The organism is Spirillospora sp. NPDC052242 (assembly GCF_040679555.1).
In the GTDB taxonomy this organism is placed as follows: Bacteria; Actinomycetota; Actinomycetes; order Streptosporangiales; family Streptosporangiaceae; genus Spirillospora.
This window is the reverse complement of record NZ_JBFAUZ010000024.1, coordinates 100,174-113,172: the sequence shown is the minus strand read 5'-3', so window position 1 is coordinate 113,172 and position 12,999 is coordinate 100,174. Positions and strand designations below refer to the sequence as shown.

Genomic DNA, 12,999 nt, shown 5'->3' with positions numbered 1-12,999 from the left:
ACCAGCACGCCGCCGGGGCCCGCCGGCACGGCGAACGGCAGGCCGAACCGCCCGGCGGAACCACGACGAGCCCGGCGACCACGCCTTGGGGCGGTCGCGGGGCGGGTTGTCGACCAAGCTGCACCTGGCCTGCGAGCAGGGCCAGAAACCCTTGTCGCTGGTGGTCACCGCCGGGCAGCGCGGCGACGCGTTGCAGTTCGAGGCGGTCATAGCCGGGATCCGAGTCGCCCGAATCGGTGGCGGGCACCCGCGCACCCGGCCCGAACGGGTTCGCGGGGACAAGGCGTACTCCCTAAGATCGAAATGTCTGGAGCGAGTCGTTCTGGATGCCCGGGACGACGGGGTGTGGCTGAAGGCTTACTGCTGATGCTGTGGCTCGGGAGGAATGGCCGCCCCGTTGTCCGGGACTCCCCGACTGCTTATTGAGATCTGATGCGAACCGTCGCTGTTTAGGGACTTGCCAGCGGGGACGTCCCATGGGCTGACCTGTAAAGACGAGAGGGCAGGGCAGGTGGCGGTTCCCGAGGTGATCTGGGTCGGCATCGATGCCGGCAAGACCAGCCACCACGCTGTGGCGGTGGATGCCGACGGCCGGCGGCTGTGGTCGGTCAAGGTAGGCAACGGCCAGCAGCAAGTCGAGGAGCTCGTGGCGCGTGGGGCCCGGTCCGGAGACGAGGTGCGATGGGCGGTGGACCTGGTCAGCCCGATGGCATCGCTGCTGATCGCGGTGCTGCTGACCAGCGGGCAGAACGTCGTCTACGTGCCGGGCAGGACGGTGCACGGCATGGCCGGGATGTTCCGCGGCGAGGGTAAGACCGATGCCAAGGACGCGGCGGTCATCGCCGAGGTCGCCCGGATGCGCCGGGACTTGACCGCCATCACCGTCACCGACGAGCTGGTGGTCGAGCTGGCTCGCCTGACCGCGCACCGCGAGGACCTGATGGCCGACTGGGTCCGCGGGATCAACCGGCTGCGCGAGCTGCTCGGCTCGGTCTTCCCTGGCCTGGAGGCCGCCTTCGACTACTCCACCCGGTCGGCGTTGATCCTGGTCACCGGCTTCTGCACCCCAGGCCAGGTCCGCGCCGCCGGACACGAGGGCTTGGCCGAGTACCTGATCGAGAACGGGGCCTGGCGCAAGGGCATCCGTAACATGGCCTCCACCGCCCTGCGGGTTGCTGCCGAGCAGACCGTCGTGCTGCCCGGCGAGGCCACCACCGCCCTGCTGATCAAACGACTCGCTCGCAAGCTGCTGGACCTGGACCGCGAGATCAAGGACACCGACAAGCTGATCAACAGCCGGTTCCGGGAACATCCGCAGGCCTCTGTCATCCAGAGCCTGCCCGGCATGGGCCCCATCCTGGGCGCGGAGTTCCTGGTCGCGGTCGGCGGCGACGCCCAGGCCGCCTTCGCCAACCCCGGCCGTCTGGCGTCCTACGCCGGGCTGGTACCCGTCCCCAAGGACTCCGGCCGCATCACCGGCAACTGGCGCCGCCCCAAACGCTACAACCGCACCCTCCGCCGGGTCTTCTACATGGCCGCGTTGACCAGCATCCGCGCCGACGGCCCATCCCGAACCTTCTACCAGCGCAAACGCAGCGAGAACCGCATCCATACCCAGGCACTGCTCGCTCTGGCCCGACGTCTGGTCGACGTGTTGTGGGCCCTGCTGCGCGACAACCGCACCTTCACCCCAGCACCACCGATCACGGCTGCTGCGGCTTGACACGATCATTGAGATTCGTCCCGGACGATCCGGGCTCACCTACGACGGCGGGGCATCGCGGCCACGATCCTCGAACCCGCCGACCAGGCCCGCCACCGGCTGCGGCGCGGCGCCCGGGGTGGCCGGCCGCCCGGGTTCGATCCGGCCGACTACCGCGAGCGCCATGCGGTGGAGTGCGGCATCAACCGGCTCAAACGCCACCGTGCGGTCGCAGCCCGGTTCGACAAGCTCGCCGTCCGCTACCTGGCCACCGTCCACATCGCCGCCATCAACGAATGGCTCTGATCAACTCTGAAACAGGCCCTACCAGCGTTCGCCCAGTCGGGCAGCCCTCCGGCGAAGCCGCCGTCGCGGAAGACGAACCGCACGGGTGTGCGGGGGCTGGTAGCGGCGCGTTCACGAACCCGCGTGGAGACTACTTGGACGCGGCCGGGCGCGGCCCCCACCGGAGGCCGTGGTGCTCGCCGGCGCGTTCCCGCCCGGTCACTCGGGCCTGATGGCCAGTACGGCGTCCGCGACCGCTCGGAGGGTGGCGATGGGGGCGTCGCCGAGGGGGTAGACGCCGATTTGGTCCGCGCCGGCGTCGAGGTGTGCGATCAGGCCGCGCGCGAGGTCGGCCGGGTCGCCGTAGGCGAGCAGCGCGTCGATGACGCGGTCGCTACCGGTGCCGGAGAGGTCCTCGTCGGTGAAGCCCAGCCGCCGGAGGTTGTTCGCGTAGTTGGTGACCTGCAACGCCTGCCCTGGCGGTGCGGCCCGGGCAACGGCGCGGGCCCGCTCGGGGTCGGGCTCCGGCAGCGCGAAGTGGCCGGGGAGCAGCAGCCTGTCCCCACCGAGGATCTCCCTCGCCCGCCGGGTGTGCTCGGGCGTGACCATGCCGGGGATGGCACCCGCGGTGCGGTCGCGGGCCAACCGGAGCATCCTCGGGCCGAGGGCGGCCAGCACCACCCGCTCGGCCGGGACGCCGGCCAGCGCCAGTCGGTGCACGTAGGACGCCAAGGTGTCATGCGGCGACGCCCACTCGGCGTGCACCTCGCGGTGCCCGATCCCGACGCCGAGGATGAACCGGCCGGGATGCCTGGCGACGATCCGGTGGTAAGAGGCGGCGACGGTCTCGGCGTCCGCGGTCCACACGTTGACCACGCTCGTGCCGACCACCATCCGGGTGGTGGCGTCGAGCAGTTGTTCCGCGAAGGCGAGGTCGGCCGGCGGCGATGCGTCCAGCCAGAGCGTGCCGTAGCCGGCCCGCTCCACCTCCACCGCGCTCTCCGGGCTCACTTCGTGCTCGCGCAGATGGGCGCCGAGCAGGCCCAAGTCGATGTCCATGATCCGATCCCAGCACCACGCTCCCATCGGCGACCAGAACCGGTTCCGACGCGCTCGATAACCTGGCGGCATCGTCGCAGAACAGAGGGGGCTCGGTGGAACTGCGCGCACTGCGCTACTTCGTCGTGGTCGCCGAGGAGCTGCACTTCGGGCGGGCCGCCGAGCGGCTGCACATCGCCCAGCCCGCGGTCAGCAGGCGGATCGCTCAACTGGAACGGGAGCTGGGAGTCAGGCTGCTGGACCGTTCACCGCGCCGGGTTCGGCTCACCGCCGCGGGGCACCGGGTGCTCGCCGCGGCGCGTGACGCGCTCGCGGCCGCGGACCGGGTCCGGGCCGCCGCCGGTGAGCCGGCGGGCACCATGCGCATCGGTACGGCCGCCGGGTTCACCGCTCGTCTGGAGCGCGGGATCGACGCGCTGCGCGAACACCCCTCGGCGCGCGGCGTCGATGTCGCGCTGGTCGACCTTCCGCTGGCGGCCCGCCTGGACGAGGTGCGACGAGGCGAGATCGATCTGGCACTGGCCCGGGGGGTGCGTTCGGCGCCAGGGCTGAGGGTGCTGCCGACGTGGACGGAGCAGTTGTTCGCGGTCGTGTCGGCGCGGCACCCGGCCGCCGGTCACGCGACGATCGCCCCGGCCGATCTCGCCGTCGGCGATCTGCGGATCCCGTCGCCGGACCACGGCCTGTTCCTGCCGGAGGCCTTGACGGCCGCGATGCGGAAGGCCGGGGTCGAAGCCCGGGCCGGCCGCCTTGCCGGGACGGTCCAGGACACGCTCGTCGAGGTCGGTGCCAATCCGCGCAGCTGGACCGTGCTGCCAGGCGACCAGGTCGCGGAGATCCGCTCCACCCGGGTGCGGGCGATCCCGTTCGCACCGCGGACCACGATCACCGGCAGCGTCGTCGTACCGGTCGACCTCCCGCACACCTGCGCCGCCGCCCACCAGGCGGCCTTCGGAGATTGACCCGTCCACAGCATGACGCGTATCCCGACGCGGTGCGGCGATGGCGGCGCATTCGCCGAGCGTGGGATCGACGGCACCGCCGGGCAGGGGCGCGAACGATCGGGAGCCCGGCGCACCGGACGAGGCCGAGCCATCTCTCGAGGGATGCGCAGCCTGTGGCATGGGGGGTGGTGAGCGGACTCCCAGCCACCATCGGTCCTCCAGGCGCATGGCGATGGTCAACCGGTGCTCGGTGGCGGTGTCGATGCCGTGGGTAGGTGGGTTCGAGTCCCACGCGACCCACCACCCGCGACCAGAGCAAAAGCGAGAATGCCCCGGTTTGCCCCCGCCCGTTCCGTCCGGGTACGTCCCCGTGTTCGCTCGATGTTCGCTCGTCGGCCGGAACTCGCCCTCCAGGCATGTCCCATCTCCCACTCTCCGACGTCCAGTGCCGCCCAACGATCTGCGTGCCGGGACGCCAAGAACACGGCCGACACCCGGATGACGGCAGACCATCCGCAGTCGGCATCCGGCCCGTTACCGCGATGCTGTAGGCGGTCAACTGTCGTCCGGCGCCTACATGACGTCCCACCACCCCGGCGATCGGACGCGATCGTTGGCCGCCGCACCGACGCCACATCCGCGACGCCACCAAATCCTGAGGACCCACTCCGCTGACGTGCACCCCGAGGTCGTTGCCTGCCAACCTTCCGCATCCTGATGAGCCGCCCAGGTATCGACGATCCGAGCAAGAGCCCGAATAACGCGCCTACCTGAGCAGACGTGGCATCAAGTGCACGATTCCTGAGCCGGTCGATCAGGTCCGCAACCGCAGGCGCCATGGCGGTGGCCGTCCGCCGTCTTCGACCGCGAGGACTACAAGGCCCGGCATGCGGTCGAAGACGGGGCCAGCCGTCTCAAGCAGCACCGGCCATGGCGACCCGGTACGACGAACTTGCGGTTCGGTTCGAGGCGACGGTTAAGGTCGCAACGATTCATCAGTGGCTGTGAACCCTCGGTCTGCCATCGTGCGGATGCCCCAGCAGGAAAGGACGAGCCTGCGGTTATTACGGAGAAAGAGCGCGTTTCCTGGCATGGCGCGGGGCGGTGTGTATGGGGTTGCACCTTCCGTAGCGGCATGTGGTTCGGTGGACTCACATCCCGGTCCCTTGAAGAAAGGTCCCTGCTCATGCATTCGTCCTTCATGCCACCTCGCCAGGTCAAGATCGGTGACGCGGCGGCCTTCGCCGGCATCACGCCGCGGGCGATTCGCCATTACCACGAGATCGGCCTGCTCCCCGAGCCTGAGCGGGGCGGCGATGGCCGCCGCCGCTACGGGTACGAGGACATGATCCGACTGCTGTGGATTCGCAAGATGGCCGACGCCGGGATCGCCTTGGACGACATCCGTGACGCCTTTACCACCGGCACGGCTTCCGCCAGTGCGGACAGCGGAGACGGTATCGCGGGCATCCTGGAGCGGTTGGAGGAAACCCTCGCCGAGCAGGAGGCGGAATTGCGGCGGCAGCGGACCGCTGTACAGCGGATGCGCACCGAAGGCAGCCGGATGGGCCTGCTCTCCGACTTCGTCACCGGCCGTCTCAAGAGCCTGCCCGAGGGCTCCCTGCGTCAGGCGGACCTGGACAGTCTGCTGGTCACTGAGCGGATCTTCGGCCCGCTCGGCGCGGCCGTCCAGGCCACCCGCTTCGTCGTCTTGGCCACGCATCCCACTCTGCGGGAGGCCTCCGACCGCATCGATGACGCCGAGGAGGCACTCGATGACAGCGTCGCCGTCGATGATCCGCGGGTGGCTCAGGTGGCCGCCGAACGGCACGCCTTCGAAAGCGCCCTGCAGACCGTCATCGAGGAGTCCGGCCTGGGGAAGGACGACGATGCCCTCTTCGACGCCTGGGACACTTTGCACCCTGCTACCGCCGATGACGGCGAGGACGAGGCCGACCTCAACTCTGCCAGGCGGAAGGCTGACTCCATGAGCGTGTTCGAAGCCGTCGGCAAAATGCCCTACGACTTCTCCCCAGCCCGCCTGCGCTGTATGGAACTGGCCGAAGAACTATCCGCCCAAGAGCCACCCGCTACCTAAAACACGGCCTAGCTGTTCTGTCCCGTGAGGTTGGGGACGCGGCTGGCGGGTGGGAGGCCGCGGAGTGCGGTGTGGCCGCGGTGGTACATGTAGGTGTGCAGCCAGGCGTCGCCTGCGATGGTGCCGCGGTGGCGGAGGCGGCGGTTTGCCGTGGTGGACGAACCAGGCGACGGGGCGTTCGACCGGTGGCCTCCAGCGGCGGTAATCGGCCTGCCAGGCCGGATCGGCGGCCGCCTGGCGGCGGGCTTCGGCCTGGAGGTCGTGGTGGGGGCGGATGGTCAGGATCCGACCGGCCTTGGCGTTGGTGCATCGCTCGTGCAGGGGGCATCCGGTGCACATCTCCCCGAACATGGCTTTGCGCTGGCGGTGCCGTCCGCCGGTGTCCGATAACGGGGCGGTGCGTCCGGCGGGGCAGGTCACGGTGCCCTGGGTGGTGTCGATGACGCAGTCGTCCGGGGTGAAGCCGCCGGGGACGGCGGGCCGTAGCGGGGCGGGCTTGATGAACAGCCGGTGCCCGCTCGACGGCGAGCAGGTCCAAGCCGACGACGGCCTCACGATGGGCAGCCACTTGCGCCCGGCCGCAGGGGCCACGGCGGTGAACAGGCCGGTTTCGGGCTCGACGGCCAGATGGGCCTTGAAACCGTCCTGGCGGCGGGCGCGGGTTTGTGCACGTGCCTGGCCTGGGATAGACGACCGAGATCACCCGGTCCGCGACGGTACCCGTCGCGGCCGTCGGAACCGTCGGCCGGTTCGACGCTCTGCCCGGCGACCAGGGCCGCAGGCCCACCGCGGTGACCGCCGCCTCGCCCAGTTCCTGCTCGGGCAAGTGGTCCAGCAGCCGCAGCACGTCACCGACCAAGCCGTCCACCAGGCCGACACGGGCCTGCTCATCGTTCCAGGCGATGCGAGGAAACAGCACGCCCCGAGGCATTCCGCCGCGCCCGCACGGCACCAACTACTACGACGGGACGACCGCCCATCGAGCGTGAACTACGGCAAAGTAACTGGTGACGATCGCATTCGCCTGTCAGCACCAGTGCTGTGCCCTCTGAGAATTACCGACGGTCCGAGGGTGCCGTCGGACGACGTGGTGCGGGTGACGGCGGATGTGGAGACGGGGCCTTCTTTGAGAGCGGGAGCTGATGATGACGACTGCACCCCAGGTAGGACCGCCCGTGCCGTTCGATCCGATGTTGGGCGAGGCCGTGGAAGCCATGCGCGGTCGCCTGGCGGCGGCACCGCTCTCCTCCGATCCGGTCCAGCGGGCGCGGCAGATCGACGGCTACACACGTCCATCGTTGGAGGACCTGGAACGCGACGGTGCCTTCGCCGTGACGGAACGCCATGTGCCGGGCCCTGCGGGAGCCGCGGACATCCTGCTGGTGGTGTGCATCCCGGCCGCGGCGGGCCGTAATGTCCCGGGGCTGTTCTACGTCCACGGCGGCGGCATGATTTCGGGAAACAGCCGGTCGGGCCTGCCCGAGATGCTCGATCTGGCGGCCGAAGTGGGCGCGGCGGTGATCTCCGTGGAATACCGGCTGGCCCCTGAGCATCCGCACCCGGCACCGGTCGAGGACTGCTACGCGGGCCTGCGCTGGGTCGCTGCGAATGTCGAGGAACTGGGCCTCGATCCGGCCCGGTTGATCGTCGCGGGGGCGAGCGCGGGCGGTGGTCTGGCCGCGGCGCTGGCCCTGCTCGCCCGCGACCGCGGCGGTCCCGCGCTGGCGGGCCAGCTCCTGAACTGCCCCATGCTCGATGCCCGCAACGACACGCCGTCCGCCCACCAGATGGCGGGCGTCGACATGTGGGACCGCGCCGCCAACGAGATCGGCTGGTCCGCCCTCCTGGGCTCTGACCGCATGGACGCCGACCCCTACGCCTCTCCGTCGATGGCCACCGATCTGTCGGGCCTGCCTCCGGCCTTCATCGACGTCGGTTCCGCGGAGACCTTTCGCGACGAGGACGTCGCCTATGCCACCGCGATCTGGCGGGCCGGCGGCCGCGCCGAACTCCACGTCTGGCCCGGTGGATTCCACGGTTTCGACACGGCCGTCCCGGACTCCCCGCTGGCCCGGCAGGCCCGCGCGGCACGCGTCGACTGGTTGCGTCGCGTCCTCGACGGTTGACCGCTTGCCCGGGCTCGCTCCAGCTCGGGCACCGTCCGCTCCGCCAACCGGATGCATGAGCGGCACCCGGACATGGTGACGGGTCGGAGGAAGACGGACGGCCGGGTTCGCCCAGCGCTATCGACAGCCGTGCTGAACCACGATGACGCCGCGGACCGGCCGGCCGCCGCAGCCGCGGCGGTCTGCGGTTCAGCTCAGACGAGCACAGCGGGTCATCGCTTCTTCGGTTCGAGGAAGGCCGGGACCTCGATCGTCACGCCTGGACGCGCACGATGAGGTGCCCCTTGCGCAGGTCGGCACGGTTGGTCGTGATCATCCAGAAGACGCCGTCGTGGTGGCGCAGGGTCGGCGCGTAGATCCCGCCACCGGCATGCTTCAGCCCGGGCGAGACGTTCAATTGGGAGGGGCGGTCCAGGACGTTGCCGATCTGCTCCCAGGCAACCAGGTCACGGCTGTGGAAGATCGGTACGCCGGGAAAGTACTCGAAGCTCGAGGTGACGAGGTAGTGATCGTCCCCTACTCGGCAGAGAGACGGATCGGGAATGATCGGGTTGCTGCTCATGCCTTGTTCTCTTCTTGGTCAGGCCGTGGCGGCGAACTGCGCGGCGTGGAGACGGGCGTAGGGACCGCCGGCGGCGAGGAGGTCGTCGTGGGTGCCCTGTTCGGCGATGGCGCCGTCCTGCATGACCACGATGGTGTCGGCGTGCCGGACGGTGGAGAGGCGGTGGGCGATGACGAAGGCGGTGCGGCCGGCGCGCAGGCGGGTCATGGCCCGCTGGACGAGCGCCTCGGTGCGGGTGTCGACCGAGCTCGTCGCCTCGTCCAGGATGAGGACGGCCGGATCGGCGAGGAACGCGCGCGCGATGGTGAGCAGCTGTTTCTCTCCCGCGCTGAGGTTGGCGCCGTCGTCGTCGATGCGGGTGTCGTAGCCGTCGGGGAGGGTGCGGACGAAGTGGTCGGCGTGGGCGGCCTCGGCGGCCGCGACGACCTGCTCGCGGGTGGCGCCGCGGGCGCCGTAGGCGATGTTGTCGGCGATGGTGCCGTCGAACAGCCAGGTGTCCTGGAGGACCATGCCGATGCGAGACCGCAGGCCGGAGCGGGACATCCGGGCGATGTCGGTCCCGTCCATGGTGATGCGCCCCTCGCCGACCTCGTAGAAGCGCATGAGCAGGTTGACCAGCGTGGTCTTGCCGGCGCCGGTGGGGCCGACGATCGCGACGGTGTGGCCGGGTTCGGCGACCAGTGACAGGTCGTCGATCAGGGGGCGGTCCGGGGTGTAGGCGAAGGACACCTTCTCGAAGGCGACACGGCCCGGGCCGTCCGCGGAGGCCGGGGACGCCGGGTCCGGGGCCTGCTCGGGGGCGTCGAGGAGCTCGAAGATCCGGTCGGCCGAGGCCAGCCCGGACTGGATCATGCCGACCATGCTGGCGAGCTGCGAGAAGGGCTGGCTGTACTGCCGGGAGTACTGGAAGAACGCCTGGACGCCGCCGACGCTCAACCCGCCGGTGGTGACCATGATGCCGCCGACCACGGCGATGAGGATGTACGTGAGGTTGCTCGCGAACATCATGACCGGCTGGATCGCCGTGGAGACCGCCTGCGCTCTGCGCGTGGCCCGGACGAGTTCGGCGTTGCTCTCGGCGAACGCCGCCATCGCCTCGTCGCGGCGGCCGAACGCCCTGACCAGCGCATGGCCGGTGTACATCTCCTCGATCTCGCCGTTGAGGGTGCCGGTATGGCGCCACTGGTCGGCGAAGGGGGCGCGTGCGCGTGCGCCCATGCGGGCCGCGACCAGGACCGACAGCGGTGCGGTGACCAGGGCGATGACGGCCAGCGGCCAGGAGACCCAGAACATCATCGCGAGCATCGCGACGATGCTGAACAGCGGGATGGCGAGTTGGACGAGCGCCTGCTGGAGGCTGTTGCCGAGGTTGTCGACGTCGTTGGTGGCGCGGCTGAGGACCTCACCTCGCCGGGGCCCGTCGAAGTATCCGAGCGGGATCCGCCAGAGCTTCGCCTCCAGGTCGTCGCGCATCCGGCGCAGGAAGCGCTGCACCGCGAGGTTCGCCAGGCGTGCCTGCACCACGGCGCACACTCCGGCCACGACGTACACGCCGGCCGCGGCGAGCAGCGGACGCCCGACGGCGGCGTGGTCGATGCCGCCGTTCAGGACTCCGCGCACGATGCGGTCGGTGGCCCGGCCCAGCAGGAGGGGCCCGGCCGCCGACAGCAGCACGCTGACCGCTCCGAACAGGACGAGCCCGATGACCGCCGGCCGTTCGCGGCCGATCGCCCGCCCGAGGCGGCCCACGCCGCCGTTCACGCCGCGTCCGCGTCGGTGCGCTGGGACAGGACGATCTCCCGGTAGATCGGGTTGGCGGCCGACAGTTCGGCGTGCGTCCCGGAACCGACGACGCGTCCCTTGTCCAGGACGACAATGCGGTCGGCGTCCCGGACGGTGCTCACCCGCTGGGCCACGCTGATCACCGTGGCGTCGGCGGTCTCGGCGGCGAGCGCCGCGCGCAGACGGACCTCCGTCGCATGGTCGAGGGCGGAGAACGCGTCGTCGAACAGGTACACCTGGGGCCCGCCGACGAGTGCGCGGGCGATCGCCAGACGCTGGCGCTGGCCGCCCGAGAGGTTGGTCCCGCCCTGGGTGACCTGCGCGTTCAGGCCCTCGGGCAGGGCGGCGACGAAGTCGCGTGCCTGCGCGACCTTCAGGGCCCGCCACAGGTCGCCGTCATCGGCGTCGGGTGCGCCGAACCGCAGGTTGGAGGCGATGGTGCCGGAGAACAGGAACGCCCGCTGCGGCACGTAGCCGACGGTCCGGCTGAGCAGGCGCGGATCCATCTCGCGCACGTCCACCCCGCCGACGAGGAGCGTGCCCGCGGAGACGTCGGCCAGCCGCGGAACGAGCGCGAGCAGGGTGCTCTTGCCGCTGCCGGTGCCGCCGATGATCGCGACCGTCTGTCCGCGTTCGACCCGCAGGTCGACACCGCTCAGCACCGGCTCCTCCGCGCCCGGGTAGCCGAAACCGACCCCCCGCAGCTCGACCGTCCCGGGCTCGGCGAGCGCGCGAACCGGGCTCGCGGGTTCGGCGATGCCGCTGTGCGCGGCCAGGACCTCCTGGACGCGCCGGGCGCACACGTCGGCACGCGGCCACTGCCGCAGCAGGTACGTCGCCATGATCGCCGCACCGAGTATCTGCAGGACATAGCCGAGGAACGCCGCCAGCGCCCCCACTCCGGTCTCGCCCGCCTCCACGCGTCCCGCGCCGAACCACACGACCGCGGCGCCGGCGACGCCGGCGACGGCCGTCACCACCGGGTGCAGCAGCGCCATCACGTTGCCGAGGCGGAGCGACACCTCGGTGTACGCGTCGTTGGTGTCGCCGAACCTCTCCCGCTCGTGCTCCTCCCGGACGAACGCCCGCACCACGCGCTGCCCCATGATCTGCTCGCGCATGATGCGGTTGACCGCGTCGATGATCTCCTGGAGCCGGGCCGACAGCGGCGTCATCACGCGCAGGAGCCCGATCACCAGCCCGCCCAGGACCGGCACCACCACGACGAGGAGCAGCGACAGCGCGACGTCCTGCGCCAGCGCGAAGGCGACGCCGCCCGCGCACATGAGAGGGGCGGTCACCATGAACGACAGCGTGATCTGCACGAACATCTGGATCTGCTGGACGTCGTTGGTCGTCCGAGTGAGGAGCGAGGCGGCACCGAACCGGCTCACCTCGTGCGCGGAGAAGTCCTGGACGCGGGAGAACAGCGCAGCCCGCATCTCGCCGGCGACTTCCGCCGAGACCCGCGCCGCCACCACCACGGCACCCACGGCGCAGACCAGCTGGCCGAGCGCAACCACGGCCATGACCCCGCCGAGCCGCCATATGAACGCGGCGTCGCCCTTCAGCACGCCGTCGTCCACCAGGTCGGCGCTCAGGTCGGGAAGCAGCAGCGCCGCGGTGGTCTGCAGGAGTTGCAGGACCATGACGACGCCCAGCGCCCGCCGGTGCGGGCGCAGGTACGTGGGCAGCAGGCGGATCAGCACGATCGGGAGGGTAACCCGGACGGAGCATTTACATCAAGATAGATGCATCTCTTTCGTTGTAACCTGGCGCGATGGACGCGTTCGCACTCTTCCAACTGGGCCGCAGGCTGATGAAGCTCGGCGAACAGGCCATGCCGGACATCGAGTTCACCAAGCTCAGCGCCCCGGCGCGCGCGGTCCTCTTCGACGTGTTCGAGAACCCGGAAAGCTCCATATCCGACATCACCGGCCGGGTCCGTTTCCCGCAGAGCCAGGTCTCCTCGTGCGTGGCCCGCCTCCGCGACAGCGGAGTTCTCGAAACCGTCACCGACCCACGAGATCGCCGCCGGACGCTCGTCCGCCCGACCGAAGAGGCGCGGCGGCAGGCGCGCACGCCTCCGCCCGCCGAGATCGACGGCGCCGTCGCGGCCGCCATCGGAAGCACCGACCCGGCCGAGATCCAGCACGTCAAGGACGTCCTCGACGACCTGGCCTCGCTCCTCCGGCCGCGCACCGCCCCCGCCCCGCCCAACGGACGGCCCGGGGGCGCCTAGTGTCCTGTTTCAAAGTCGATCAGAGCCATTCGTTGATGGCGGCGATGTGGACGGTGGCCGGATCACCGTCGGCGCCTACCCCTAGGGATCGCTTGCAGCAACCGACCGGCCAACGGCGGCGGCGAGCCGGATTGAGCGGCGTCACCGCCGTTCATCGTTCTGGTGCGGACGGCGGGGAACGCATTCACCAACTGCGGCT

Annotated in this window: 10 protein-coding genes and 1 pseudogene; 6 read left to right on the top strand and 5 right to left on the bottom strand. The window is 70.5% G+C overall.

Going from position 1 to position 12,999, the window contains the following annotated elements; all coding sequences use genetic code 11:
* Positions 1 to 106 precede the first annotated feature (106 nt).
* Together AB0L25_RS21000 and AB0L25_RS20995 are read left to right on the top strand one after the other, a co-directional pair.
* The gene (locus tag AB0L25_RS21000) at positions 107 to 367 is read left to right on the top strand and encodes a transposase (RefSeq protein ID WP_500174308.1); all 261 of its coding nucleotides are present in this window, start codon (positions 107 to 109) and stop codon (positions 365 to 367) included.
* A 144-nt stretch (positions 368 to 511) separates the two neighbouring features.
* Complete coding sequence (locus AB0L25_RS20995) at positions 512 to 1,723, top strand: IS110 family RNA-guided transposase (protein ID WP_500174307.1); 1,212 nt, start codon at positions 512 to 514, stop codon at positions 1,721 to 1,723.
* Positions 1,724 to 2,206: 483 nt separating this feature from the next.
* Here the strand turns inward: AB0L25_RS20995 and AB0L25_RS20990 are convergent, their stop codons facing one another.
* The gene (locus AB0L25_RS20990; protein WP_500174306.1) at positions 2,207 to 3,046 is read right to left on the bottom strand and encodes a TIGR03620 family F420-dependent LLM class oxidoreductase; all 840 of its coding nucleotides are present in this window, start codon (positions 3,044 to 3,046) and stop codon (positions 2,207 to 2,209) included.
* A gap of 95 nt (positions 3,047 to 3,141) precedes the next feature.
* Here AB0L25_RS20990 and AB0L25_RS20985 point away from each other — a divergent pair, with 95 nt between their 5' ends.
* Together AB0L25_RS20985 and AB0L25_RS20980 are read left to right on the top strand one after the other, a co-directional pair.
* Positions 3,142 to 4,008: a LysR family transcriptional regulator gene (locus AB0L25_RS20985; RefSeq protein ID WP_500174305.1), complete on the top strand. Its 867-nt coding sequence runs from the start codon at positions 3,142 to 3,144 to the stop codon at positions 4,006 to 4,008.
* 1,168 nt (positions 4,009 to 5,176) lie between these two features.
* Positions 5,177 to 6,088, top strand: coding sequence for a MerR family transcriptional regulator (locus AB0L25_RS20980; protein WP_500174304.1), 912 nt, complete (start codon positions 5,177 to 5,179; stop codon positions 6,086 to 6,088).
* 162 nt (positions 6,089 to 6,250) lie between these two features.
* On the opposite strand, the pseudogene AB0L25_RS20975 reads toward AB0L25_RS20980, so the two are convergent.
* Positions 6,251 to 6,508, bottom strand: a pseudogene (locus AB0L25_RS20975) (transposase); the annotation flags it as partial.
* A gap of 755 nt (positions 6,509 to 7,263) precedes the next feature.
* Here AB0L25_RS20975 and AB0L25_RS20970 point away from each other — a divergent pair.
* Complete coding sequence (locus AB0L25_RS20970; protein ID WP_500174303.1) at positions 7,264 to 8,214, top strand: alpha/beta hydrolase; 951 nt, start codon at positions 7,264 to 7,266, stop codon at positions 8,212 to 8,214.
* A gap of 253 nt (positions 8,215 to 8,467) precedes the next feature.
* Here the strand turns inward: AB0L25_RS20970 and AB0L25_RS20965 are convergent, their stop codons facing one another.
* The 3 genes from AB0L25_RS20965 to AB0L25_RS20955 are packed head-to-tail and all read right to left on the bottom strand — an operon-like array spanning position 8,468 to position 12,267.
* Positions 8,468 to 8,776 (bottom strand): family 43 glycosylhydrolase, encoded by a 309-nt coding sequence (locus tag AB0L25_RS20965; RefSeq protein WP_500174302.1) that lies wholly within the window; start codon positions 8,774 to 8,776, stop codon positions 8,468 to 8,470.
* An 18-nt stretch (positions 8,777 to 8,794) separates the two neighbouring features.
* The gene (locus AB0L25_RS20960; RefSeq protein WP_500174301.1) at positions 8,795 to 10,537 is read right to left on the bottom strand and encodes an ABC transporter ATP-binding protein; all 1,743 of its coding nucleotides are present in this window, start codon (positions 10,535 to 10,537) and stop codon (positions 8,795 to 8,797) included.
* Complete coding sequence (locus tag AB0L25_RS20955) at positions 10,534 to 12,267, bottom strand: ABC transporter ATP-binding protein (RefSeq protein WP_500174300.1); 1,734 nt, start codon at positions 12,265 to 12,267, stop codon at positions 10,534 to 10,536. The genes AB0L25_RS20960 and AB0L25_RS20955 overlap by 4 nt, the downstream gene beginning before the upstream one ends.
* Before the next feature lie 71 nt (positions 12,268 to 12,338).
* Between AB0L25_RS20955 and AB0L25_RS20950 the strand changes: the two genes are divergently transcribed.
* Positions 12,339 to 12,800, top strand: a complete 462-nt coding sequence (locus AB0L25_RS20950) for a helix-turn-helix domain-containing protein (protein ID WP_500174299.1) — start codon at positions 12,339 to 12,341, stop codon at positions 12,798 to 12,800.
* Positions 12,801 to 12,999 lie beyond the last annotated feature (199 nt).